Here is a 22,489-nt window from a genome sequence, read left to right as displayed (position 1 = left end):
GAACTGGAGCGTGGGATCTGGGTGCCCGTTCGGGGGCTTGGTCTCGGTTGATGCGCGGTGGTGGGCGGCGGGGGACTGTTGGGGGGTTTACCTGCGGGGATGTGGGTTTTGGGGGGTGGGTTAAAAGGGGTTTTTCGGGGGTGTATAGTTCTCCTTACAACAGCAAGACAGCAAGACAAGCTTGAAGCGGCGCGGGGTGGAGCAGCTCGGTAGCTCGCTGGGCTCATAACCCAGAGGTCGCAGGTTCAAATCCTGTCCCCGCTACTGGATGAAGGCCGGAGCCATAGGCTCCGGCCTTCTGCTTTGTGGCTGGTGTGGTGGGTTCAGGTCATGTTCTCCGCCCAGTACTGGGCGCAGAGCATGCTGGAGCAGATTCGGCCCTCGCCGCTGACGGTGCGGTGCTTGCGGATCTGCTTGCCGCACACCATGCACTCGTCCTTGCCCGCCTGCTCCGGGATGCCACCGGTCATCCACGCCCTGGTGTGCGCGGCCACCTTCTTGTGGTCCAGCCACTTGATGTTCATCGAAGCTCCCGACCTTCCGAGTCTCGCTGCCGGTCTGGCAGTGATCATTTTCCCGCTTCGGCAGGCGTGCGGAAGGGGCCGGAGCGGACATCACCGGGTCGTGCGACGAACGCCCCTCGTCCGTCCATTCGGGTGGCTCCGGCCGGTGAGACTCGTACCGCCGAACGAGTGAGGGAGGGCCGCTTTCGTTTCTGCCAAAGGACTTTTCCATCCGGGGTGGACACGGACGGTCAAGCGGCCAAACGCGTGAGGCGCGAAAACTGCCGCTTACGGAGCGGAACTTTTCGTTGCTCCGCATGGCCCATCAGACTAGCCCGGTGATCAGCCACTGTGGACAGAACGGCTGACCATTGTGGACAGCTTCCCCCGGACGTGGGAACGTTGTCGTTGTGTCAGACCTGAATGCGACCGCAGCCGCCCTGCTCGGGCTGCTGCACGACGGACCCAAGACCGGTGGCCAGTTGGTTGCGGAGGCGGGAGAGCGCTTCGGCGCGTTCTTCAGCGTCACCCGCAGCCAGGTGTACCGCGAGCTGCCCGCGCTGGCTGACCAGGGCCTGCTGCGCCTCGGCAAGCAAGGACCGCGGTCGAGCCAGCAGTACGTGCTCACCGCGGCCGGCAAGAAGGCCTTCAAGAACTGGCTGCTGTCCGAACCCGGCCCCGACCACCTGCGCAGCCCGCTCATCCTGCGCCTGGTGCACGCCGGCTCGCTGACCGCGAAGCAGCGCGAGACCCTGATCACGACCGCGCGCACGACGTACGGTCAGGAGCAGGAGAGCGCCAAGCTGGCCGCGAAGACCGCCGAGGACCCCTACTCGAAGGCGGTGGCCGAGTTCGGTCTCGCCCACGCGAAGGCCGTTCTCAAGCTGCTCGACGCCATTCCGACCGGCTGAGGAAGAGCGCCAGCGCAGCACCGGTCGCGTACGACGGCCGGTGCTGGCGTAATCTTCTGACGTGAACCCGGACGTCGAAGCAGACATCAAGGACCTCTCCGCCACGCTTTCGAGCATCGAGGCGGTGATGGACCTCGATGGCTTGCGCGCCACGGTCGCGGACCTGGAGGAGCAGGCGGCCCGCCCGGACCTCTGGGACGACCAGGAGAAGGCGCAGAAGGTCACCAGCCAGCTCTCGCACAAGCAAGGCGAACTTCGCCGCATCACGAACCTGCGCGAGCGCCTCGACGACCTCCCGCTGCTCTACGAGCTCGCGGAGGAGGCCGAGGACGCGGACGCGCAGGCCGACGCGGACAACGACCGCGCGAAGCTGCGCGAGGAGATCGCGAGCCTCGAGGTGCGCACGCTGCTGTCCGGCGAGTACGACGAGCGCAACGCGCTGGTCACCATCCGCGCGGAGGCCGGTGGCGTCGACGCCGCAGACTTCGCCGAGATGCTGCTGCGCATGTACTCGCGCTGGGCCGAGCGCCACAACTACGGCATCGAGGTCTTCGACACCTCCTACGCGGAAGAGGCGGGCATCAAGTCCGCGACGTTCCGCGTCACCGCCCCCTACGCCTACGGCACGCTGAGCGTCGAGCAGGGCACGCACCGCCTCGTGCGCATCTCGCCGTTCGACAACCAGGGCCGCCGGCAGACGTCGTTCGCGGGCGTCGAGGTCGTGCCGGTCGTCGAGCAGACCGACCACGTCGAGATCGACGAGAAGGACCTGCGCGTCGACGTCTACCGCTCGTCCGGCCCCGGCGGCCAGGGCGTCAACACGACCGACTCGGCGGTGCGCCTCACGCACATCCCGACCGGCATCGTCGTCTCCTGCCAGAACGAGCGCTCGCAGCTGCAGAACAAGGCCACGGCCATGAACGTCCTCCAGGCGAAGCTGCTCGAACGCCGCCGGCAGGAGGAGCAGGCCAAGATGGACGCGCTCAAGGACTCCGGGTCGAGCTGGGGCAACCAGATGCGCTCCTACGTGCTGCACCCCTACCAGATGGTCAAGGACCTGCGGACCGAGCACGAGGTCGGCAACCCGTCCGCGGTGCTCGACGGCGAGATCGACGAGTTCCTGGAGGCCGGCATCCGCTGGCGCAAGCAGTCCCAGCAGGCGTAGCCGGGACCTGAGGCGAAGGGCACGTTCTGGGCGGCACAGGCCCCCCGAACGTGCCCTTTCTTCAACCCGAAGTGGCCGCCCGGACACGCCCCGTGGAGGGCCCTGACCGCCCTTCCGGTGCGGGAAGTTAACCGGAACGGGGGCTTTACCCCGGCCATGAGTAGACTCGCGCCTCGTGATTCGTCTCGAACACGTTTCCAAGGTCTACAAGACCTCCACGCGTCCCGCGCTCGACGACGTGTCCGTCGAGATGGAGAAGGGCGAGTTCGTCTTCCTGATCGGGCCCTCCGGGTCCGGCAAGTCGACGTTCCTGCGCCTGCTGCTGCGCGAAGAGGTGCCGACCAGGGGACGCGTCTACGTCTCCAACTTCGACGTCGCGAAGATGTCGAGGCGCAGGGTCCCCCGCCTGCGCCAGTCGATCGGCTGCGTGTTCCAGGACTTCCGTCTGCTGCCCACGAAGACGGTGGCGGAGAACGTCGCCTTCGCCCTCGAGGTCATCGGCAAGCCCCGCAACACCATCGTCAAGGTGGTGCCCGAGGTGCTGCAGCTGGTCGGCCTCGACGGCAAGGAGGACCGGTTCCCGACCGAGCTGTCCGGTGGTGAGCAGCAGCGCGTCGCGATCGCCCGTGCGTTCGTGAACCGGCCGCTGGTGCTGATCGCCGACGAGCCGACGGGAAACCTGGACCCGGACACGAGCCAGGACATCATGTTGCTGCTGGAGCGGATCAACCGCACCGGCACGACCGTCATCATGGCCACCCACGACCACGGCATCGTCGACTCGATGCGCCGCAGGGTCGTGGAGCTCTCGTACGGCAAGGTCGTCCGTGATGACGCGCGCGGCGTTTACGGCGTCGGCCGCTAAGCGCTCCTAACCCCCGACCCCCAAGGAACCCCGCCCCCGATGCGTACCAGCTTCGTGTTCAGCGAGGTCGTCACCGGACTTCGCCGGAACGTCACGATGACGATCGCGATGATCCTCACGACCGCCATCTCGCTCGGGCTGCTCGGCGGTGGCCTGCTCGTCGTCCGCATGGTCGACAAGATGCAGGCCAACTACGCGGGCAAGCTCGAGGTCTCGGTGTTGCTGACGAACGACGTCAGCGCGAACGACAAGGACTGCACCCAGCAGCCGTGCTCCGGTCTGCGGTCCGCGCTCGAGCAGACGTCCGGCGTCGAGTCCGTGGTGTTCCAGAACCGCGACGACGGCTTCGAGCGCTTCAAGCGCATCTTCGAGGCCCAGCCGGAACTGCTCAAGCTGGCGCGTCCCGAGGCGATCCCCGCCACGTTCCGCGTGAAGCTCGAAGACCCGGAGCGCACCGACGTCATCCGCCAGGCTTTCGAAGGCAAGCCGGGCGTCAAGGCAGTCGACGACCAGGGCAAGTTCCTCGAGCGGTTCTTCGAGGGACTGAACGGCCTGCGCGACGTCGCCCTGATCCTGGCGCTCATCCAGGCGTTCGCCGCGTTGCTGCTGATCTCGAACACCATCCAGGTGTCGGCGTTCACCCGCCGCGTCGAGGTCGGCATCATGCGCCTGGTCGGCGCGACCCGGTGGTACACGCAGCTGCCGTTCCTCATCGAGGCGGTCGTCGCGGGCATCATCGGCTCGGTCACCGCGGTCGGCGGCCTGGTGCTGTTCAAGGCGTTCTTCCTCGACCGGATCACCAGGAACCTCACGGAGTCGGGCATCATCCCGCCGACGGGGTACCTGGACATCCTGATCGTGTCGCCGTGGCTGTTCCTCGTCGCCATCGTCATCTCGGCCACCACGGGCTACGTGACGCTGCGTCTCTACGTGCGGCTTTAACGGTTTTACCGACCACGTAAAGTTGCACCCATGGTCAAGGAACGCGGGCAGAAGGTCATCGCGTCGAACCGCAAGGCTCGGCACGACTGGGCCATTCTCGACACCTACGAGGCCGGCATCCAGCTCGTCGGCACCGAGGTGAAGAGCCTGCGCATGGGCCGGGCGTCCCTCGTGGACGCCTTCGCCCAGGTCGACGACGGCGAGATCTGGTTGCACGCGCTGCACATCCCGGAGTACGTCGCGGGAACCTGGACGAACCACGAGGTCCGGCGCAAGCGCAAGCTCCTGCTGCACAAGGCGGAGATCGAGCGACTGATCGGCAAGACCAAGGAGTCCGGTCTGTCGCTCATCCCGCTGCAGATGTACTTCAAGGACGGCTACGTCAAGGTCGAGATCGCCCTCGCCAAGGGCAAGAAGGCGTACGACAAGCGCCAGGACATCGCGAAGCGCGACGCGAACCGCGAGATCGCCAGGGCGCACGGACGGGCGTTGAAGGGCCGGTACTGATGGCGTTGGTGGACATCCATGTCCACTCGGTCGCCGGGTAGGTCTGTCCGCGGACAGCGCGGACCCAAGGCCCCTCGGCATCCTGCGGGGACACCCCGCACCCCGGGAATGCCGCAGAACGTCCTCGACAAGGTCTGGGCGTACTTCGACCGCGTGCGCGAGTCCGGTGTCGACTGGTTCATCCAGTACCGCACTGACGAGAACGCCCGGCTCACCGCACTGCGGGAGCTGGGCGTCGTCGCGTTCGCACCCTTGGTCTACCCGCACAAGCCCGGCATGGCCGAGTGGCTGAGCTCCTGGGCGGCGGACTTCGCGGCACGCGTGCCGGAGGCGGTGCCGACCGGGACGTTCTACCCCGAGCCGGGCGCCGAGGCGTACGTGCGCAAGGCCCTGGAGGCCGGTGCACGGTGCTTCAAGTCGCACGTCCAAGTCGGCGCCTTCGACCCGCGTGACGCGCTCCTGGACGGCGTCTGGGGCCTGCTCGCCGAGGCCGGTGTTCCGGTGGTCGTGCACTGCGGCGACGGCCCGTACCCCGGCGAGTTCACGGGGCTGGCCGTCTTCGAGGAGGTGCTGCGGCGCCACCCGCGGCTGACGGCGGTGCTCGCGCACGCCGGGATGCCCGACTACGCGGGCGCGCTGGACCTCGTCGAGCGCTACCGCAACGTGCACGTCGACACGACGATGGTGGGCACGCCGTTCAGCGAACGGCTGGCGCCGCTGCCGCACGACTGGCGGCAGCGGATCGCGGGACTCGCGGACCGGGTCGTGCTGGGCAGCGACTTCCCGAACATCCCGTACCCCTACGAGGTCCAGGTCGACGCGGTCCGGTCGTGGGGCCTCGGCGCCGCCGGCGAGCAGGCGGTGCTGCACGACAACGGCGCCCGGCTGCTTCAGCTGTCGAGGTAGGCGAGCACGGCGCGGACCCGGCGGTGCTCCGAGTTCGACGGCTCCAGGCCGAGCTTCGCGAAGATGTTGCCGACGTGCTTCTCCACGGCGCCGTCGGACACCACGAGCGAGGCCGCGATGGCGGTGTTCGACAGCCCCTGCGCCATCAGGCCCAGCACCTCGCGTTCGCGCGGGGTCAAGGAGTCCACCGGGCTCCTCCTGCTGCGCACCATCAGCTGGGTGATCACCTCGTGGTCGATGCTCGTGCCGCCGTCGGCGACCCGCCGCACCGCGTCCACGAACTCCTTCACGTCGGCCACCCGCTCCTTCAGCAGGTACCCGACACCGCTCGCGCCGCCCGCCAGCAGCTCCACGGCGTAGCGCTCCTCCACGTACTGCGACAGCACCAGCACCGGCAGCCCCGGATAGCGGCGGCGGCACTCTATGGCCGCGCGCAGGCCCTCGTCGGTGAACGTCGGCGGCATCCGCACGTCCACCACGCACAGGTCGGGCTTGTGTTCGGTGACGGCGTCCAGCAGGCCGTCCCCGTCCTCCACCGCCGCGACGGTCTCGATGCCCTCGTCGGCGAGCAGCCTCTGCACGCCCTCCCTCAGCAGCACCGAGTCCTCGGCGATCACCACGCGCACGGCAACTCCGCTCGAATCACGGTCGGCCCTCCGGCAGGGCTGACGACGACGACCACACCGTCGATCGTGGCAGCCCGGTCCGCGAGACCCGCGAGCCCACCACCCGGCCTCAGCTCCGCACCGCCCTGACCGTTGTCCGTGACCTCCACCAGCACGCCCGTCTCCACCCGCGTGACCCGCGCGGTCGCCTTCGTGGCGTTCGAGTGCTTGGTGATGTTCGTGAGCGCCTCGCCCACGGTGAAGTACGCGGCGCTCTCCACCGCCGTCGGCGGCCGCGGCTCCACGTCCACCTGGAGGTCGACCTCGATCGGCACGCGCGCCGCCAGCGCGGACAGCGCCGCGTCGAGACCGCGGTCGCCCAGCACCGACGGGTAGATGCCCCGAGCCAGGTCCCGCAGCTCCCTGATGGCGAGCTTCGCGTCCGCGTGCGCCTCCGCGATCAACGCCGCCGCGCTCTCCGGATCCGTCTCCAGCTTCGACTTGGCCCGGCCCAGGCCCATGGCCACGGCCACCAGCCGCTGCTGCGCCCCGTCGTGCAGGTCGCGCTCGATGCGCCGCCGCTCCGCCTCGGCCGCCTCCACGCCACGCGCCCGGCTCGACTGGAGCCGCTCCGCCTCGACGGCCAGCTGGTCCGCCCGCGTCGGCCCCAGCAGCGCACGGGCCATCCTGCCGTGCAGCGCGCCCAGCGACCGGGTGCCCATCACCGCGAACGGGACCAGCGCCAGCCCGACCAGCGAGATCGGCCACGCCGACGAGAACGAGTCGATCGTCCAGAAGTCACCCACGACCACCGCGAACGGCGCCTCACCGATCCAGAACGGTATACCCGCGAACGCCGCCACGACCGACCACATCGCCACCACGGCCGTGAACTCCAAAGCACCCACCGGCAGCAGGAGCAGGAAGTACCCGTAGTCGCGCCACGTCGCCGGATCGGTGAACTGGGCCTTCGCCCGCTGCCACAGCGAGCCGTCCGCCTTGTCGCGGTACGGACGAGGAACCTCCGTGCCCAACGCCGACCGAACCCACGCCCGCTCCACCGTCGCACCGCCGCGCACCACGTTCATCGCGAGCCACAACAGCGGCAGACCCACCCCCACGACCGCTGTGGCGAACCCGACGGCGGTCAGCACGACGGCGAGGGTGAACCACAGGATGCCGGTCACCAGGTTGGTCAGCAGGTAGAACCCGGCTGCGAGCGCGTTCGGTTTCCTCATGGTGTCCATGCTGTCGTTACCGCTGGTCAGAGACCATGTGGCTAGCCGGGAGATCGGAGGTGGGGCCAGCCCTACCTGCCTCGGGAAGAACTCGGTGGCCCCAGTCGTTATGCTAGGCGTACCACTACAAGGGGGTGAACGGTTTCGACTGTGGACGTTGATTCAGGGGAAGCGTGCCGGTGCAGGCGAGAGACCACCGCAAGCGTCATCGCAAACCAATAAGCGCCGAGTCTAACGACAAGCGCGCGTTCGCTCTCGCCGCCTGAGGCGAGTAGCAACGCTGTCGGCCTAGGAGCGCCTTCGGCCTAGAGTCCGGCATCAGCTAGAGGGCTTACCAGCAGACCCGGTCGCGGGGCCTGTTCGGGACACTCACAGCGACTGGGCCCGTCACACCAGCTCGTCCGCGTGACTGGTGGGGCCGAGCAGAGACAGAGCGGACTGCGCACGGAGAAGCCCTGATGAGCCGCCACAGGACCCGGGTTCGATTCCCGGCACCTCCACTCATGGGCGACGCATGCTCGCGGGATGCGCTCGCCGACCTTCGTTCCGCGTGTTCTCTGGGGGCCCAGCCCCCAGACCCCGGCCGGGGGGGCTTCGCCCCCCGGACCCCCCGGCCCCTTGCTGCTTCGCAGCGTTGGGGCCTTCACCATGTCCGGGGTCACCACATCTGGGTTGTGATGGTGGGTGCCAGGGCTGCCAGGAAGTCGTCCGGGGTGAACATGTGGCCTGCTGAGGCGACGCCGGTCGTGGTGAACCTGCCGGTTAGCAGGCGTTCTGTTGCTTCTGCTGCCAGTGGGGCGGTTACCGCGTAGATGTCCTTGCCCGTTGCGGTCAGGCGGCGGGTTTCTGTGCCTCGTCGGATCTGCACGTCCACCTCGAAGGTTTCCGGGACTTCGCGTTTGGAGCCTTTGCTCAGGCCCTGTGCTGCTGTTGTGGACATGTACGAGGTCACTGTCGGGATCTTCAGGTGGCTGGGGATCGTGACTACGTCGGCCATCGAGAACTCGGCGATCACCTCGCGCGGGCCGCTGGGGAAGTTCCAGTGCAGCGTTGGCAGGGGGTTGTCGTGGTACTGGAGCTTGTTGTCCTGGTAGCGGACTCGTTGGCCGGCTCGGCGGTCTTTGGAGACTTGGCCCGCGGTCAGCGTGCCCGGGGTGGGTTGCCAGTTGCTCAGGCCGTAGGCGATGTGGGCGGAGTCGGCTGAGGGCCAGTCGGCCATCGCTGCTGTTGCCAGGAGGTCTGCCAGGCCGCCGAAGAAGGCCATGGCCGGGACGGCTGGGATTGTGGCGCCTCGGGCGAAGGTGTCGGCGTTTGCTTCGATTTCGGCGGCTACGTCCACGTACGGGATGTTCGCTCGTTCCGTTGCCGCCAGCAGGGGGAGACCGGTCACCGCGAACGGGCCAGCGGTGTTGATCAGGGCGTCCGCGCCCGCCAAGGCGCGGTCGAGGGCATCCGGGTCGTCGGCCCTGGCTTGGGCTCGGCCCAAGGGGAGTGGGGTGTGGCCCCGGCTGGTCAGTTCTGCCAGTACGAAACGGCCCGTGTGGCCGGAGGCGCCGTAGACCGCGATCTTGTGTCCCATGTGGAGTATTCAACGGGGCGGGGGTGGTGCCGGACAGTGTCTGGAACGACGTGATGCGTACAGTTTCGGACATGTTGGCGTTTGCTGTCGCGGACGGGATGCTGCACTTCGAGCTGACTGCTGTGTATGAGGTCTTTGCCGCTCCGCAGCTCGACTACGAGGTGGTTGTCTGCGGGGACGCGCCGGTTCGCGTCGGGCGGTTCACGGTTGAGCCCGACTTGCCGCTTGGAGACCTTGCTCGCGCCAGCACTGTGGTCGTGCCGTCTGTTGCCGATGTGGACGCGCCGATCGACTTGGAGCTTGTCCAAGCGGTGCGGGCGGCCCATGAGGCGGGGGCGCGGATCGTGTCGTTGTGCACGGGGGCGTTCGTGCTGGCGGAGGCCGGGTTGTTGGACGGGCTGCGGGCTACTACGCACTGGGCGCATGCCGAGGTGATGGCGCGGCGGTATCCGTTGGTCGAGGTCGACTCGGACGTGTTGTACGTCGACAACGGGCAGGTGCTCACCAGTGCGGGCAAGGCTGCGGCGATCGACTTGAGTCTGCACCTGATCCGCTGCGATCACGGTGCAGCGGTGGCCAACACGGCTGCGCGGCGGCTTGTCGTGCCGCCTCATCGGGACGGTGGGCAGGCGCAGTTCGTCTTGGCGCCGGTGCCGTCCGGGGAGGGGCATCCGCTCACCGAGCTGTTCGACTGGGTGTCGGGGCGGCTCGACCAGGTGATCACGGTCGAGGACCTGGCCCGGCAGGTGAACGTGAGCTCGCGGCACCTCGCGCGGTTGTTCCGGGCCGTCACGGGCACGACGCCGTTGCAGTGGCTGCACGCCCAGCGCATCCGGCGGGCGCAGGAGCTGCTGGAGAGGACGGACGACAGCGTCGACCAGATCGCCGAGGCGTCCGGCATGGGCACCGCCACGACGCTGCGCAGGCACTTCCACCGAACGGTGGGTGTGCCTCCGGACACGTACCGTCGCACCTTTCGTCCGGCCGGTGGCGGATAGGTTGACCGGATGAGCAACGGACAGCGCATCGGGGCGCGCGTGTTGCGGCGCAAGCCGATCGACCAGCTGACCCACCCCGGCGGCGACCTCAGGCGCACGATGGGCGTCGGCCACCTGACGATGATCAGCATCGGCGCCACGCTCGGCACCGGCATCTTCGTCGTGCTGGGGGAGGCGGTGCCGCTCGCCGGGCCCGCGATCGTCGTGTCGTTCGTGCTGGCGGGCATCACCGCGTTGTTCTCCGCGCTGTCCTACGCCGAGCTCGCGGGCCTCATCCCGGCGTCGGGGTCGTCGTACTCCTACACCTACGCGACGCTCGGCGAGATCGTCGCGTGGGTGTGCGGCTGGTGCCTCGTGCTGGAGTACGGGGTGTCGGTCGCGGCGGTCGCGGTCGGCTGGGGGCAGTACGTCAACGAGCTGCTCCACCTCGTGCTGGGCGTGCGGATTCCCGACGTGCTGAGCCAGCCGCCGGGGGCGGGCGGGATCGTCAACGTCCCCGCGGTGCTGGTCGTGGTGCTGTCGATGCTGGTGCTGCTCGGCGGCGCCAAGGGCAGTGCGCGCACGAACACGGTCCTGGTGTGGGTGAAGATCGGCGCGCTGGTGATGTTCTGCGCGGTGGCGTTCACCGCGTTCAAGGCGGGCAACCTGCAGCCGTTGTTCCCGCTGGGGCTCGCGGGCATGAGCGCCGGCGCGGCCACGTTGTTCTTCTCCTACATCGGGTTCGACGCCGCGTCGACCGCCGGTGAGGAAGCGCGCAACCCGCAGCGCGACCTGCCGCGCGCGATCATCATCTCGCTGGTCGTCGTCACCGCGCTGTACTGCGCGGTCGCCCTCGCCGCCATCGGTGCGATGCCGTGGCAGTCGTTCGAGGGCACCGAGGCCGCGCTGAGCCGGGTGCTGACGGACAACGTGAGCGGTGCGATCTGGCCGATCCTGCTGTCGATCGGTGCCGTCGTGGCCATCACCAGCGTCGTGCTGACCGTCCTCTACGGACAGACGCGCATCCTCTACGCCATGTCGCGTGACGGGCTCGTGCCGTCGCTCTTCTCGAAGCTCAGCCCGCGCACCGGCGTGCCGTTCGCGAACACGGTCCTGGTCGGCCTGTTCATCGCCGTGCTCGCCGCCCTGGTGCCGCTGGGGGCGCTGGCGGACGCGACCAGCATCGGCACGCTGTTCGCGTTCGCGCTGGTCAACGTCGCGGTGATCATCCTGCGCCGCACCGAGCCGGACCGCGAACGCGGCTTCCGCGTGCCGTTCTCCCCGGTGACGCCCCTGCTGGGCCTCGGGTTCTGCCTCTACATGATGTTCAGCCTCGGACTCGACACGTGGGTCGCGTTCCTCGCCTGGATGGTGCTCGGGTTCGTCATCTACTTCGGGTACAGCGTGCGCAGGGCACGGCTGGAGGTTCAGGAGAGCGACTGAAGCTCGCGGGCGAGGTTGGCCCGCGCGGCGCCGTCCCACAGCCGCCGTGCGGGCTCGGTCACGTACAGGTCCTCGCGGTCGAGCAGCGACCGGAGCACCTTCGCCCGTCCCGCGCGCCACACCGCGTCCTCGTACTGGGAGTACTCCTGGCGCACGGCGGCGCTGTAGCGGTCGTAGTGCTCCGGCTCCGAGCCGAGGATGGCGAGGTCGGCGTCGAGCAGCACGTGCGCCAGCGGGTCGTCGGACGAGTGCGTGATCGTGGCCAGCACCAGCGACTCGACGCGGGCGATGTGCTCCTCTTCCAGGCCCGCCAGGCGTTCCCTGGCCCACGCGGCGGACGCGCGTTCGTCCTCGCCCGGCTTGCTGTCGTAGATCACGTCGTGCGCGCAGGCCGCCAGCGCGAGGACGGCGCGTTCCTCCACCGAGAACGCGAACGCGTCGGCCAGCGCGGAGGAGTCGCGCACCACGGACACCGCGTGGAAGGTGTTGTGGTAGGCCCGGTGCGGTTCCGCGTAACGCTCCATCAGGTCACCCGCGTCGGGGGTGCCCCCGAGCGTGCGGACCGCGTCGTCCCAGATCTTCCTCACCGCGACAGCTCCTCCTCGGCGACGTCCGCGACGGCCGTGGCGCCGGCCGCCCGGTGCATCATCCGCCGGACGTCCCCCACCCGCGCAAGGCTTCGTCGAGCCGGGCGGCGGAGATCGAGGCTCACCTGCTCCTGTCCCACGGGCGTTCCGGCCAGTGGTGTTTGGGGTAGCGGCCCTTCAGCTCGCTGCGCACGCGCAGGTAACCGTTGCGCCAGAACGACCTGAGGTCGCTCGTGACGGCGGTGGGCCGCCCGGCGGGGGAGAGCAGGTGCACCACCACCGGGACGCCCGCGATCTGCGGGGTGTCGGCCCACTTCATCGCGTCCTGGATGCGCACGGACAGCACCGGCTGGTCCTGGGTGTAGTCGACCTTGCCCTGGCCGATGCGTTCGGGCGCGAGCTTGTCGAGCTCCTCCGCCTCCGGCCACGGCAGCAGGTTCCGCAGCAGCGCCACCGTGTCGATCTTGGCGAGGTCGGAGCGCTTCTTCGCCTTCCCCAGGTCGATCGAGCGGACCAGGGCCTCGTCGTCGACGCTCGGCCAGCCGCGGGTGCGGTGCAGGAACGCCATGCGCTCGCGCAGCCGGTTCGCCGCGTCGGTCCACTTCAGCAGGCCCAGGCCCTCGGTCTCCAGGCCCAGCCGGAGTGCCTGCTGTGCCTTCGCGAGGTCGCGCAGCGGACGCTCGTCGAGGGTGATCGCGCCGAGCTTGCGGACCTCGTTCGCGACAACGTCGCCTTGCCACCGGATGTCGTCGACCGTGTGCACGAGCGCACTGGCGGCGGTGATGGCCAGCTCCTCGTCGGCGGGGGCGGCGAGGCGGACGCGGCCGTGCTTGCTGCCCGGCTCGCGGTCGGCGATGGCGATGGCCAGCCACTTGTTGTACGAGTCGGAGTGCTCGACGGCCGTGCCGTTGGCCATCAGGTAGACGTTGCTGTTCTTGGACCGGCGTTTCGCGAGCCGCTCCGGGTAGGCGAGCGCCACGACGAGCGCCGCGTCACCGGTGCCCGCCGGGTTGCTGCCGAGCTTCTCCAGCTTCTTGACCTCCTGGCGCCACTTGCCGGGCGACTTCAGCGCGGTCGCGAGGTCGGTCGTCGACGGGTGCGTGCTGTCGTCGAGCAGTGCGACGACCTCGGCGGCGGTGCGGTTGCCCACGAGCGCGCTGCCGTCGATGAGGGCGCGGCCGAGCCTCGGGTGCAGACCGACGTTCGCGATGCGGTCACGCCGTTCGGGTTCCAGCGCGCCGATGGCGTCGAGCGTCTCCCGGGCGGCCTTGAGCGCACCCTCCGGCGGGGCGTCCCACCAGTTCAGGCCGCTGCCGTCCGGGGTGCCCCACACCGCCAGCTCCAGGGCGAGCCTGGTCAGGTCGGCCGTCTTGATCTCGGGTTCCGGGTAGCGGGGCAGCGTCGAGTGCTCGTGCTCCGGCCAGCAGCGGTACACGCGGCCGGGCGCCTCGCGTCCCGCACGCCCGGCGCGCTGCTCGGCGACGGCCTGGGACACGCGGATCGTGGCGAGACCGGCCAGCCCGCGGCGGTGGTCGACGCGCGGGACGCGGGCCAGACCGGCGTCCACCACGGCGCGCACGCCGGGGACGGTCAGGCTGGACTCGGCGATGCTCGTGGCGAGCACGACCCGCTGGTGGTCGCCGCGCTTCAGCGCCGCGTCCTGGACCTGCGCCTTGAGCTGGCCGTGCAGGACCACGGTCTCCACGTCGAGCAGGCGGGCGGTGCGGTTGATCTCCCGCACGCCCGGCAGGAACGCGAGCACGTCGCCGTCCACTTCGGACAGGGCCTTCCTGATGGCCCTGGCGACGGTGTTCTCGATGTGCTCGTTGCGGGTGGGAGGGACGTAGGTGATCTCCGTCGGGAACATGCGGGACTCGGTGTGCAGCACCGGGGCGTCGAGCAGGTCGGAGAGCCGCTGCGCGGCGACGGTGGCGCTCGTCGCGAGGATCCGCAGGTCCGGGCGCAGACCCGCCTTGGCGTCCAGCAGCAGCGTGAGGAGCAGGTCGGCGTCGAGGTGGCGCTCGTGGCACTCGTCGAGCAGCACCGTGCCGACGCCGTTCAGCTCCTGGTCGTGCTGAAGCCTGCGGACGAGAAGACCGCTGGTCACGACCTCGACGCGGGTGTGCCTGCTGGTCTTGCGGTCGCCGCGGACCGAGTAGCCCACGGTGTGGCCGACGGGCTCGCCGAGCAGGCTCGCCATGCGCGCGGCGGCGGCGCGGGCGGCGATCCTGCGCGGTTCGGCGACGAGGACCTTGCCCTCCAGCGCGAGCGGGACGAGCGTCGTCTTGCCGGTTCCCGGCGGCGCGACCAGCACCGCGGCGCCGCGTTCCGCGAGCGTGCGGACGAGCTCGGGCAGGACGGACTTGACCGGGAGGTCGGGCAGGTGCACGTCGTCCAGTTTTCCAGGCGGCTGTGCCGGGGTGGTTCCATGGGGATGGTCCCGGCGTCGTCGCGGAGCCGGTTCGGGGACCTCCGCTGTGCCCGCCCCGGCGTCGTGGGCGACGATCAGGGCGTTCCTGCTGGACCGCGCGTCCAGGTGAGAAGTGGAAGGACCTCCGCGTTGGTTGACCCGTTGCGCGACCCGGACGACCCGGAGCTGCTCGACCCCTACCAGTCCCGCTCGCTCGCGATCCTGGTGGAGGGGGCGCGGCTCGCGTCCGGCGCCGTCCGCTACGGCCGGGTCGGGAGGGTCGGCTGCGCCGCTGTCGTGATCAACCGTGAGAACCCGCTGCCGTCCGGGAACTTCGGCTGCGCCCTCGACGGGTCGTCGGTCGAGGTCGCGTCCACGCTGCTGCAGCTGGAGCAGACGTTCGCGGACGTCGGCCGCGCCGAGGCCGTCGTCTACGCGTCGCCGACGACCGTGGACGAGATCGAAGGCATCGCCGACGACTCCGGCTGGTACGCCGTCGAGGAGCTGCAGACCGTCGTGCACCGCGGTGCCGCTGCGGAGTCCGACGAGGTCAGGCGGGCCGTCGACGCGGACCTGCCCGGCATCGTGGAGCTGCTGTCGGACGAGCTCGTCGGCAACCGCGAGCGGCTGTCGCGCTGGCTCGGACACCGGCTGGACGACCCGCGGTGCGCGGTGCTGGTGGTCGACGACGGCGACCGGATCGGCGGGTTCGTGTCGGGCTTCGCCGAACGCGGCGTGGGCCTGGTCGAGCAGTGCGTGGTGCGCCCGGCGCGGCGCCGCCGGGGCGTCGGGCGGTCGCTGGTGGTGTCCGCCGTGTCCGTTCTGCGGTCGGCGGGGGCCAACCTGGTGGCCGCACAGGTCGACGAGGGCCCGGGGGAGCGGTTCGCGGAGGCGTGCGGGTTCGTCGCGGCCTATCCCGTCACCGCCTACGTGCGCAGAGTCGACGAGCTGCTCGACTGAGGAATAGATCGCGGGAATGGTTAGTTGCTGCGTGGCATATCCTTAGCAGGGCTAAAGGAGGCTGTGTGCGCGAGCGGTTGCCGGTCGAGGTGTGGGTTCTGGTCGCGGCGAGTTTCATCATCGCCGTCGGGTTCGGGATCGTCGCACCCGTGCTGCCGGTGTACGCGGCGACGTTCGGCGTCGGCAACACCGCGGTGGCGGCTCTGATCAGCGCTTTCGCGTTCGTCAGGCTCGCGTTCGCGCCGATGAGCGGACGGCTCGTCAACCGGTTCGGCGAACCGCGGGTCTACATCGTCGGCATCCTCATCGTCGCCCTCGGCACCGCCATGTGCGGGTTCGCGTCGAGCTACGCCGAGATGCTGGCGTGGCGCGCGATGGCCGGTATCGGGTCGACCATGTTCACCGTCGCCGCCCTCGGCCTGCTGATCCGGATCACCCCGGCGCCCATGCGCGGCCGTGCGTCCGGGCTGTGGGCGGCGGGCTTCCTCGTCGGCAACATCGCCGGACCGATCGTCGGCGCCGGCCTCGTGCCGTTCGGCCTGTGGGTGCCGTTCGTGTCGTACGGCCTGCTGCTGTGCGTCGCGGCGTTCGTCGTCTGGTTCTTCCTTCGCCGGTCGACGCTCACGGCGTTGGACAAGACCAACACCGAAGCGCCGATGTCGATGCGCGAAGCCGTCCGCCACGGCGCCTACCGCGCGGCACTGGCCTCCGGGTTCGCCAACGGCTGGGCCGTTTTCGGCGTGCGGATCTCGCTCGTGCCGGTGTTCGTCATCGAGGCGCTGAAGCACAGCGCGGTCGTGGCAGGCATCTCGATGTCCGTGTTCGCCGCCGGCAACGCCGCGATGCTGTTCCTGTCCGGCCGGATCGCCGACACCCGCGGCCGCAAGCCCGTCGCCATGGCCGGCCTGTTCGTCAGCGGCGCCGCGACCGTCTACATGGGCTTCACCGGGAGCCTGTGGACGTTCATGGCCGCCTCGCTGGTCGCGGGCATGGGCGCGGGCCTGCTGAACCCGCCGCAGAACGCCGTCGTGGCCGACGTCATCGGCCCGCGCGGCAAGGGCGGCCCCGTCCTCGCGGGCTTCCAGATGGTGACGGACCTCGGCGCCATCATCGGCCCGATGCTGACCGGCCTGCTCGCCGACTCGTTCGGCTTCGAGATCTCGTTCGCCGTCACCGGCGCCGCGCTGCTGCTGTCCCTGCTCTTCTGGATCGGCGCCCCCGAAACGCTGCCCTCGCACGAGGAGGAGCACACGGCCAAGGCCGTCGCGCCCGAGAGCGGCTGCCTCGACGAGAGCGCCGAGATCCCGACCGGCGAACGCGTCGGCGGCAAACCAAGCCACCCGGAAGCGTGATCGCCCGCTCAGCTTTCTTTCAGAGAGTGTCGCTACCCTCGTCGCCGTGGGTGGAGCAGAGCGCAGTGCGCGGAAGAGGAAGCAGGCCGCGCTTGCGGTGACCCAGGCCAGGGGCGCGAGCGGCGGCGGTGCGGATCGGACCAAGGTCATCGCCGGCATCGCCGTCGTGGCGGTGCTGGCCGTGGCGGTCATCGGGTTCGTGGTCTACCAGTCGAGGTCGTCCGGCCCCGGCACCGACGGCGCGATCCCGCTGGCCCCCGCCGACCACACGATCTCGGCGCCCGCCGTCCGCGACGGCAGCACCGTGCTGGTGGGCAAGGACACCGCCACCGTCACCGTGGACGTCTACGAGGACTTCCTGTGCCCGATCTGCGGCACGTTCGAGAAGACCTACGGCACCGACATCAAGAACGCGGTCGAGGACGGCAAGGTCAAGGTCCGCTACCACATCCTGCCGATGCTGAACCGCCTGTCGAAGCCAGAGGGCTACTCCACGGAGTCGGCCAACGCCGCCCTGTGCGTCGCCGACGACGGCAAGTTCAACGCCTTCCACGCGGCCCTGTTCGCCACGCAGCCCGAGGAAGGCGACGCCGGCTACACCCAGGACCAGCTGATCAAGCTGGGCAAGGACGTCGGCGTCACCTCCGCGGACTTCGAGCCGTGCGTGCGCAACCAGACCTACAAGTCCGAGCTGGACGCCCTGATGTCGAAGACCAGCAACGACCCTGTCCTGCGCGACGCCGAGACCGGCCGCTTCCGCGGCACCCCCAGCGTCGCCGCCAACGGCAAGCTCGTCGACCTGGACAACAAGAACTGGCTCTCCGACCTCGCTAGCTGAGCCCGTCGACCGGCGCCTGGCCCTGCGACCACCGGGCCAGGCGCTGCGCCTTCCCGACCTCCGTGCGAGGCAGCTTCCCCGGCTCCAGCACGTGCACCCGGCACGTGACCCCCAGCCGTTCCTTCAGCTTCCCGGCAAGCAGCTCCCCGACGTCCAGTGTGGACTCGACCGCCACGTGCAACTGAGCCGTGGTCGTTCGCCGGTCCTCGACGATCAGGTAGTGCGGGCTGCTCGTGAGATCGAGCACGACAGCCTCGATCTCCGTCGGGAACACGTTCACCCCGCGGATGACGAGCATGTCGTCCTTGCGCCCCTTGAGCTTGCTCATCCTCCGCAACGTCCGCTGCCCGGCCGGCTCGTGCAGCGTCGCCACATCCCCCGTGCGGTACCGCAACAACGGCAGTCCGGTCTTCGTGAGCGTCGTGAAGACCAGCTCCCCGTCGACCGTCTCCGGGTAGAAGTGGTCCTCGGCGATGTTGAGAAGCCCTTCGGAGTCAAGCGACTCACACGCCACACCCGGCCCGATGACCTCCGACAGCCCGTAGATGTCCAACGCCCGGATCCCGAGCCGCCGCTCGATCTCGTGCCGCATCTCGTCAGTCCACGGCTCGGCCCCGAAGACCCCGACCTGGATGCTCGTCTCCCCGAGATCCTCCGCGAGCCTCAGCGCGTACGACGGCGTGCAGCAGAGCACATCGGGCCGCAGATCGTTGATCAGCCGCACCTGCCGCTCCGTCATGCCACCCGACATGGGGATGACCGTCGCCTTCAACCTCAGGCCACCGTGGTGCACCCCCAGCCCGCCCGTGAAGAGCCCGTAGCCGTACGCGTTGTGGATGACGGACCTCTCCGTGGCCCCCGCGCCCCTCAACGCCCTGGCCATCACCTCGGCCCAGATCTCGACATCGCCGGCGGTGTAGGGGATGAGCGTCGGCCGCCCACCCGTCCCCGACGACCCGTGGACGCAGACGATCTCCTCCTGCGGCGCGAGCTGAAGCCCGAACGGGTAGTGGTCCCACAGGTCCTGCTTCGTGATCGTCGGCAGCAGGTGCAGCTCGTCGAGACTGACATCTGTGCCGCGAGTCACTCCGATTTGCCTGAGCCTGGCGCCCTGGAGGTTGTCGGTCCCCAGAAGGCGGTCGACAAGCCCTCTGAGCCGCTGTTCCTGCAGCTCGCGGCGGGCCTCGGGGTCCATGCACTCGATCTTGGGGTCGAACGGCTCTGCGGCGGTCATCACCCGGTCCTACCAGGCCGAATGCGCTTTGGATACCCCCGATTTTCATCTTCTGGCAGGGGTGATGTACGGTATTGCCACACGAGAACGAGGGGGAAACCTCCCGGGAACGTGGACCTTCAAGGGGCTGTGGCGCAGCTGGTAGCGCATCACACTGGCAGTGTGAGGGTCAGGGGTTCGAGTCCCCTCAGCTCCACAAATGACACAACATGCGAAAGAGCGGTACCCGGCTCCGGGTACCGCTCTTTCGCATGTTGTGTACAGGTGGTGGCATCCGTCATCGTCTTCGGACGGTCTGGTGACCGAGGGCGCGCGATGAACGCGAACTCGGCTCGCAGGAGCCGTCTTGCTGCCCGCACCCCGGTGTGGAGGTCGGCGGGCTCCGAACAAAGTGCGGGTACCAAGCGCACCACTCGAAGGAGTGGCCTTCGCCGATCGGCACATGGACGGTCTTTTCGGCGGTACCCAGCACCTCTGGACAACGATCGCCCAGAGGAGACGACATGGACACCGCGAAGCGGCTCATTGCTGTACTCGTTCTCGGCACGGCTCTGGCGGGAGCACCGGCGGCCTCGGCGCTCGCCGACGAGGCCACACCGCGCGGCACGACGGTGGTGACGGCCCAGGACAACAACGACAACAACGACGACAACGACAGCAACGGCAACTGGGGCTGGCTGGGCCTCCTCGGTCTGCTGGGCCTGGCGGGCTTGGCGGGACGCAAGCGGCAGCAGGTCACCGGCCACACCGACCGCACCATGGGGCGGTGACGCGAGCGGGGGCGGCCGGGACGGGGGCTGGTCATGCGCTTCGGCAACACCCGGGTCGAGTTTCTGGGTGGCCGTGCGGGATGCCTGACGATGCTGGTGGTCTCGGTGGTGCTGTCGGTCCTGCTCACCGTTCTGCTGAACGTCGTGCTGTAGTGAGGGACCCGAGGTGCGCGGCATGCCGTTCACCTCGGGTCACCTGATCGTCGATCGCCTGCTGATCCGTGTGAACGGATTCGGCGGGCGATCTTTGCCGTGTCCGGCTGGGCGCCTCGACGGTGAGGGACGCGGGAAGCCGGACGTTTCCTTTGCAGCCGTGCGGTTCGGCGGTGCGTTTCGCCGGCGGTGTGGAGCGCTGGCTGACTTCGTTGTGCGGCTTCGGGTGCAACGTGCGAGTAGACCTCGGCGGCACTGAGGGCGGTGACGACTTGCGAAGCTCACCTGGCCGGGCTGAGAGCTGGTCGTCGCCGACATGGCGAACCGCCTGTTCGCCGTGATCGGCGGCATGTTTCTCTGGTGTGGAACCGGGCGGGTCCGTGCGCTCATGATCGCGGACGCCTGACCAGACGAGAGAGAACCGAATGACCAGAGACAACGACCCCGAGATGGTCGCCGAGCTGGACCGTCTCGACGAGGCGGTCAGAGCAGCGCCCGCGGGGGACACGTCGGCGGAGATCGCGTTGTGGCGGCAGGTGACCGGGTTGGGGCACTGGTTCTTCATCGCGCGGGGTTCCGCTGACCAGCCGCGGCCCTATGGTGTGGCTGCCGAGCAGGGCACGATGATCTGCCTCTACAGCAGCGCTGTGAGGGCGGACGAAGCCGCTCGCACGTTGGGACTGTCCGGCTCGGACGGTGCTGCGGTGCCGTTGTTCGGTGTGCCGATGCCTGCCGCGATCGACTACGTCGCCTCGTTCGGCAGGGCCGGTGTCGTCGGTGTTGTGCTCGACCATCCGCGGCTCGGTCGCTACATCCCGCTGGCGAATCTGGGGTTGCTCAAGGGCTGGGTCGAAGGGGGCGAACGGTGAGCGGTGACGATTTTGTCGAGGTGATCGCGCGCGAGGTGGCGGCGGATCCGAACAACCTGGCGTTGCGGGAGGACTTCGTCACATTGTTGCTGGAGCAGGATCCGGCGCGTGCCGGCGTTGAACTCGACGCGTTCGAGGCGCATGGTGGTGATCCGGCGCGGGCTCGTGTGTTGCGCGCTCGGTTGATGGCGGCGCGGTTGCGTTCTTCGAACCCGCCGCCGCCTGCTGAGGCCGCGGCGCCTCCAGCCAGGCCGGCTGTGCGGTCTCGGGTGCCGGTGCCGGGCGACCAGGACCGTGACGACAGCGGCGCCGGGGTGTCGTCGCTGTGGGAGGTTGAACGGCCTGCGGTGACGCTGTCCGACGTCGCTGGTCTCTCCGAGGTCAAGCGGCATCTCGACACCGCTTTCCTGGCGCCGCTGCGCAATCCCGAGCTGGCGGCGGCGTTCGGGCAGAAGCCTGGTGGGTCGCTGCTGATGTACGGCCCGCCCGGTTGCGGCAAGACGTTCATCGCCAAGGCGATCGCGGGTGATCTCGGCGCGGCGTTCATCCACGTGACTCTCGCGGACCTGCTCAGCAAGTGGATCGGCGAGAGCGAGAAGGCGATCCAGGGGGTGTTCCGCCACGCCCGCGCCGCGGCGCCGTGTGTGATCTTCTTCGACGAGTTCGACGCGCTCGGTGGCCGGCGCACCTCCGGTGGTGGCGGCTCGCAGACGATGCGGATGCTGGTCACCCAGCTGCTGGAAGAGCTCGACGGCGTGGCCAGCGTGAACGACGGGGTCTACTTCCTGGCCGCGACGAACCGGCCGTGGGACATCGACTCGGCGCTGCGCCGTCCTGGCCGGATCGACAAGACGGTGCTGGTGCTGCCGCCGGACGCGGTCGCCAGGGCGGCGATCGTCGCGCGGGCGCTGGAGGGCAAGCCCGCCGCCGAGGTCGACGTCGTGGCGGTCGCCGCGGCTACGGAAGGGTTCTCCGGTGCCGACCTCAGCCACCTGACGACCACCGTGCTGCAACAGGCGATGGTCGAGTCGATGAGCAGGGGTGAGCTGGTGCCGGTCACCACCGACGCGGTGCTGGCCGCTGTCGGCGGCATCGTCCCGTCCACGACGTCCTGGCTCGACCAGGTGGCGCCGGTGCTGGAGTACGGCGTCGACGACGGCACCTTCGACCAGCTCCGGGCGTACCGGGTGAAGCGAGGTATGCGATGAGCGTCGCCGACGACGCGGAAGCCGTCGAGCGGGACCTGGACCTCGCCTGGGAGCTCTTCTCGGCGCAGCCCACGCATCCCAAGGTCGCCGAGCTGGCACTGCGGGTGGCCGCTGCCCAGCCCGAGCGCAGCACCCCGTTGCTCCTGCTCGCCAGCCACCGCGAGTTCTGCGACGACGTCGACGAGGCGCGGCGGCTCTTCCTCCAGGTGATCGGCCGCCGTGACGGCCAGTTCATCAACGCGGCACGCGGCCTGCGGCGCCTGGCGCTGGCCGGGCACGACCACGCCGAAGCACTGCGGTGGGCACGCGTCGTGCTGGACGAGGAGCAGGAGGACTGGGACGACTGGATGGAGCTGGGTCTCGCCCGGGCGTCCGCCGGAGAGCACGAGAAAGGGTGGCACCAGCTCGACGAGGCGGTGGCGCTGTGCGCGCGGATGACGCAGGACGAGCTCCCGAGAGCGCTCGGG

The 22,489-nt window shown here is 69.3% G+C and carries 22 protein-coding genes, 2 tRNA genes and 1 other RNA gene; 17 read left to right on the top strand and 8 right to left on the bottom strand.

Annotated elements, in window-relative coordinates; all coding sequences use genetic code 11:
- Positions 1 to 190: 190 nt before the first annotated feature.
- Positions 191 to 264 (top strand) — tRNA-Met (locus BLT23_RS16935).
- A gap of 59 nt (positions 265 to 323) precedes the next feature.
- Here BLT23_RS16935 and BLT23_RS16930 read toward each other — a convergent pair.
- Complete coding sequence (locus BLT23_RS16930; protein WP_090050243.1) at positions 324 to 524, bottom strand: hypothetical protein; 201 nt, start codon at positions 522 to 524, stop codon at positions 324 to 326.
- A 389-nt stretch (positions 525 to 913) separates the two neighbouring features.
- Here BLT23_RS16930 and BLT23_RS16925 point away from each other — a divergent pair, with 389 nt between their 5' ends.
- The 6 genes from BLT23_RS16925 (at position 914) to BLT23_RS16900 (ending at position 5,799) form a co-directional block, all read left to right on the top strand.
- The gene (locus tag BLT23_RS16925) at positions 914 to 1,414 is read left to right on the top strand and encodes a PadR family transcriptional regulator (protein WP_090050241.1); all 501 of its coding nucleotides are present in this window, start codon (positions 914 to 916) and stop codon (positions 1,412 to 1,414) included.
- Between the two features lie 61 nt (positions 1,415 to 1,475).
- On the top strand, positions 1,476 to 2,579 hold the full coding sequence (gene prfB, locus BLT23_RS16920; RefSeq protein ID WP_090050238.1) for a peptide chain release factor 2: 1,104 nt from the start codon (positions 1,476 to 1,478) through the stop codon (positions 2,577 to 2,579).
- 175 nt (positions 2,580 to 2,754) lie between these two features.
- The gene (gene ftsE, locus BLT23_RS16915) at positions 2,755 to 3,444 is read left to right on the top strand and encodes a cell division ATP-binding protein FtsE (RefSeq protein ID WP_030470385.1); all 690 of its coding nucleotides are present in this window, start codon (positions 2,755 to 2,757) and stop codon (positions 3,442 to 3,444) included.
- Positions 3,445 to 3,483: 39 nt separating this feature from the next.
- The gene (ftsX, locus tag BLT23_RS16910; protein ID WP_090050235.1) at positions 3,484 to 4,386 is read left to right on the top strand and encodes a permease-like cell division protein FtsX; all 903 of its coding nucleotides are present in this window, start codon (positions 3,484 to 3,486) and stop codon (positions 4,384 to 4,386) included.
- A 30-nt stretch (positions 4,387 to 4,416) separates the two neighbouring features.
- The gene (gene smpB, locus BLT23_RS16905; protein WP_090050233.1) at positions 4,417 to 4,893 is read left to right on the top strand and encodes an SsrA-binding protein SmpB; all 477 of its coding nucleotides are present in this window, start codon (positions 4,417 to 4,419) and stop codon (positions 4,891 to 4,893) included.
- A gap of 108 nt (positions 4,894 to 5,001) precedes the next feature.
- Complete coding sequence (locus BLT23_RS16900; RefSeq protein WP_245744002.1) at positions 5,002 to 5,799, top strand: amidohydrolase family protein; 798 nt, start codon at positions 5,002 to 5,004, stop codon at positions 5,797 to 5,799.
- Here BLT23_RS16900 and BLT23_RS16895 read toward each other — a convergent pair.
- Together BLT23_RS16895 and BLT23_RS16890 are read right to left on the bottom strand one after the other, a co-directional pair.
- Entirely contained in the window at positions 5,784 to 6,425 is a 642-nt protein-coding gene (locus tag BLT23_RS16895) for a response regulator transcription factor (protein WP_176946780.1), read from the bottom strand. The genes BLT23_RS16900 and BLT23_RS16895 overlap by 16 nt on opposite strands.
- Positions 6,413 to 7,651: a sensor histidine kinase gene (locus BLT23_RS16890; protein ID WP_425434387.1), complete on the bottom strand. Its 1,239-nt coding sequence runs from the start codon at positions 7,649 to 7,651 to the stop codon at positions 6,413 to 6,415. The genes BLT23_RS16895 and BLT23_RS16890 overlap by 13 nt, the downstream gene beginning before the upstream one ends.
- Positions 7,652 to 7,772: 121 nt before the next feature.
- Here BLT23_RS16890 and ssrA point away from each other — a divergent pair.
- Positions 7,773 to 8,145: a transfer-messenger RNA gene (gene ssrA / locus BLT23_RS16885) on the top strand.
- A gap of 155 nt (positions 8,146 to 8,300) precedes the next feature.
- Here ssrA and BLT23_RS16880 read toward each other — a convergent pair.
- Complete coding sequence (locus tag BLT23_RS16880; protein ID WP_090050229.1) at positions 8,301 to 9,221, bottom strand: saccharopine dehydrogenase family protein; 921 nt, start codon at positions 9,219 to 9,221, stop codon at positions 8,301 to 8,303.
- 53 nt (positions 9,222 to 9,274) lie between these two features.
- Here BLT23_RS16880 and BLT23_RS16875 point away from each other — a divergent pair, with 53 nt between their 5' ends.
- Together BLT23_RS16875 and BLT23_RS16870 are read left to right on the top strand one after the other, a co-directional pair.
- Positions 9,275 to 10,219 carry a GlxA family transcriptional regulator gene (locus BLT23_RS16875; RefSeq protein ID WP_090050469.1) on the top strand — a complete coding sequence of 315 codons (945 nt, stop codon included), beginning with the start codon at positions 9,275 to 9,277 and terminating at the stop codon, positions 10,217 to 10,219.
- 9 nt (positions 10,220 to 10,228) lie between these two features.
- Positions 10,229 to 11,641, top strand: coding sequence for an amino acid permease (locus BLT23_RS16870; RefSeq protein WP_090050227.1), 1,413 nt, complete (start codon positions 10,229 to 10,231; stop codon positions 11,639 to 11,641).
- On the opposite strand, the gene BLT23_RS16865 is transcribed toward BLT23_RS16870, so the two are convergent.
- From BLT23_RS16865 to hrpB, 3 genes are read right to left on the bottom strand one after another with little or no spacing between them, the layout of a single operon-like run.
- On the bottom strand, positions 11,626 to 12,228 hold the full coding sequence (locus tag BLT23_RS16865; RefSeq protein ID WP_090050225.1) for an HD domain-containing protein: 603 nt from the start codon (positions 12,226 to 12,228) through the stop codon (positions 11,626 to 11,628). The genes BLT23_RS16870 and BLT23_RS16865 overlap by 16 nt on opposite strands.
- Positions 12,225 to 12,353: a hypothetical protein gene (locus tag BLT23_RS42045; RefSeq protein WP_281248849.1), complete on the bottom strand. Its 129-nt coding sequence runs from the start codon at positions 12,351 to 12,353 to the stop codon at positions 12,225 to 12,227. Before BLT23_RS42045 ends, BLT23_RS16865 begins: the two co-directional genes overlap by 4 nt.
- Complete coding sequence (gene hrpB / locus BLT23_RS16860) at positions 12,350 to 14,617, bottom strand: ATP-dependent helicase HrpB (RefSeq protein ID WP_090050224.1); 2,268 nt, start codon at positions 14,615 to 14,617, stop codon at positions 12,350 to 12,352. Before hrpB ends, BLT23_RS42045 begins: the two co-directional genes overlap by 4 nt.
- A 171-nt stretch (positions 14,618 to 14,788) precedes the next feature.
- Between hrpB and BLT23_RS16855 the strand changes: the two genes are divergently transcribed.
- The 3 genes from BLT23_RS16855 to BLT23_RS16845 all read left to right on the top strand — a co-directional run bounded on the left by BLT23_RS16855 (position 14,789) and on the right by BLT23_RS16845 (position 17,788).
- On the top strand, positions 14,789 to 15,598 hold the full coding sequence (locus BLT23_RS16855) for a GNAT family N-acetyltransferase (protein ID WP_218133774.1): 810 nt from the start codon (positions 14,789 to 14,791) through the stop codon (positions 15,596 to 15,598).
- Between the two features lie 65 nt (positions 15,599 to 15,663).
- Positions 15,664 to 16,950 carry an MFS transporter gene (locus BLT23_RS16850; protein WP_090050219.1) on the top strand — a complete coding sequence of 429 codons (1,287 nt, stop codon included), beginning with the start codon at positions 15,664 to 15,666 and terminating at the stop codon, positions 16,948 to 16,950.
- A gap of 46 nt (positions 16,951 to 16,996) precedes the next feature.
- Positions 16,997 to 17,788, top strand: coding sequence for a DsbA family protein (locus BLT23_RS16845; RefSeq protein ID WP_090050217.1), 792 nt, complete (start codon positions 16,997 to 16,999; stop codon positions 17,786 to 17,788).
- On the opposite strand, the gene BLT23_RS16840 is transcribed toward BLT23_RS16845, so the two are convergent.
- Positions 17,781 to 19,022 (bottom strand): phenylacetate--CoA ligase family protein, encoded by a 1,242-nt coding sequence (locus BLT23_RS16840; RefSeq protein WP_245744001.1) that lies wholly within the window; start codon positions 19,020 to 19,022, stop codon positions 17,781 to 17,783. The genes BLT23_RS16845 and BLT23_RS16840 overlap by 8 nt on opposite strands.
- A 123-nt stretch (positions 19,023 to 19,145) precedes the next feature.
- On the opposite strand from BLT23_RS16840, the gene BLT23_RS16835 reads away from it, so the two are divergent.
- The 4 genes from BLT23_RS16835 (at position 19,146) to BLT23_RS16820 (ending at position 22,022) form a co-directional block, all read left to right on the top strand.
- Positions 19,146 to 19,218, top strand: a tRNA-Ala gene (locus tag BLT23_RS16835).
- Between the two features lie 307 nt (positions 19,219 to 19,525).
- A complete protein-coding gene (locus BLT23_RS16830) occupies positions 19,526 to 19,792 on the top strand; it encodes a WGxxGxxG family protein (RefSeq protein WP_090050215.1) in 267 nt (88 codons plus the stop codon).
- Between the two features lie 578 nt (positions 19,793 to 20,370).
- Positions 20,371 to 20,814 carry a hypothetical protein gene (locus BLT23_RS16825; protein WP_090050213.1) on the top strand — a complete coding sequence of 148 codons (444 nt, stop codon included), beginning with the start codon at positions 20,371 to 20,373 and terminating at the stop codon, positions 20,812 to 20,814.
- The gene (locus tag BLT23_RS16820) at positions 20,811 to 22,022 is read left to right on the top strand and encodes an ATP-binding protein (protein WP_090050210.1); all 1,212 of its coding nucleotides are present in this window, start codon (positions 20,811 to 20,813) and stop codon (positions 22,020 to 22,022) included. Before BLT23_RS16825 ends, BLT23_RS16820 begins: the two co-directional genes overlap by 4 nt.
- Positions 22,023 to 22,489 lie beyond the last annotated feature (467 nt).

This window comes from Lentzea fradiae (genome assembly GCF_900100955.1).
GTDB lineage: Bacteria > Actinomycetota > Actinomycetes > Mycobacteriales > Pseudonocardiaceae > Lentzea > Lentzea fradiae.
Note: the sequence above shows the minus strand (reverse complement) of the source record. Positions and strands in the feature narration are given on the sequence as shown.

Bases quoted from the DNA above. Each gene is read 5' to 3' on its own strand.
- BLT23_RS16930 (WP_090050243.1), bottom strand. From the start codon at position 524: ATGAACATCAAGTGGCTGGACCACAAGAAGGTGGCCGCGCACACCAGG.
- ftsX (WP_090050235.1), top strand. From the start codon at position 3,484: ATGCGTACCAGCTTCGTGTTCAGCGAGGTCGTCACCGGACTTCGCCGG.
- smpB (WP_090050233.1), top strand. From the start codon at position 4,417: ATGGTCAAGGAACGCGGGCAGAAGGTCATCGCGTCGAACCGCAAGGCT.
- BLT23_RS16900 (WP_245744002.1), top strand. From the start codon at position 5,002: ATGCCGCAGAACGTCCTCGACAAGGTCTGGGCGTACTTCGACCGCGTG.
- BLT23_RS16890 (WP_425434387.1), bottom strand. From the start codon at position 7,651: ATGGACACCATGAGGAAACCGAACGCGCTCGCAGCCGGGTTCTACCTG.
- BLT23_RS16880 (WP_090050229.1), bottom strand. From the start codon at position 9,221: ATGGGACACAAGATCGCGGTCTACGGCGCCTCCGGCCACACGGGCCGT.
- BLT23_RS16875 (WP_090050469.1), top strand. From the start codon at position 9,275: ATGCGTACAGTTTCGGACATGTTGGCGTTTGCTGTCGCGGACGGGATG.
- BLT23_RS16870 (WP_090050227.1), top strand. From the start codon at position 10,229: ATGAGCAACGGACAGCGCATCGGGGCGCGCGTGTTGCGGCGCAAGCCG.
- BLT23_RS16840 (WP_245744001.1), bottom strand. From the start codon at position 19,022: ATGACCGCCGCAGAGCCGTTCGACCCCAAGATCGAGTGCATGGACCCC.
- BLT23_RS16830 (WP_090050215.1), top strand. From the start codon at position 19,526: ATGGACACCGCGAAGCGGCTCATTGCTGTACTCGTTCTCGGCACGGCT.
- BLT23_RS16825 (WP_090050213.1), top strand. From the start codon at position 20,371: ATGACCAGAGACAACGACCCCGAGATGGTCGCCGAGCTGGACCGTCTC.